Source organism: Pseudomonas sp. PS02302 (genome assembly GCF_029959585.1).
GTDB lineage: Bacteria > Pseudomonadota > Gammaproteobacteria > Pseudomonadales > Pseudomonadaceae > Chryseomonas > Chryseomonas aestiva.
The window spans coordinates 1-444 of sequence record NZ_JASCON010000176.1 but is presented as its reverse complement, the minus strand read 5'-3'; the positions used below and the strand labels follow the sequence as shown (position 1 = coordinate 444).

1 pseudogene is annotated in these 444 nt (G+C 67.3%); it reads right to left on the bottom strand.

What is annotated here, in order from left to right:
* Window positions 1-444 (bottom strand): annotated as a pseudogene (locus QMX82_RS26230) (thiamine pyrophosphate-binding protein); the annotation flags it as partial.

Genomic DNA, 444 nt, shown 5'->3' with positions numbered 1-444 from the left:
AGAGGGCGGCGTTGCCCAGGAAGCGCGGATGGCGCTCGTCGACCACGCCCTTGCCGAGCTGGGTGGTGACGAAGGGGATGCCGGTCTTCTCGATCAGCTGCCGCAGCACCCGCGCGGTCATCTTGCGATTGGTGCCGGCGCCCAGCACCAGCACCGGGCTGCGGGCGTTTTCCAGTTTGGAGACGGCGGCGGCGATGGCCTTGGCTTCGGCGACCGGACGACGACTCAGGCTCGGCGATACCGGCAGGCTCTCGGTGTGCTCGTCGGCGATGTCTTCCGGCAGTTCCAGGTGCACGGAGCCGGGCTTTTCTTCCTCGGCGAGGCGGAAGGCCTCGCGGATGCGCGACGGGATGTTGTCGGCGGAGGCGAACTGGTGGGTGTACTTGGTGAGCGGCGCCATCATGCGGCACACGTCGAGAATCTGGAAACGCCCCTGCTTGGATT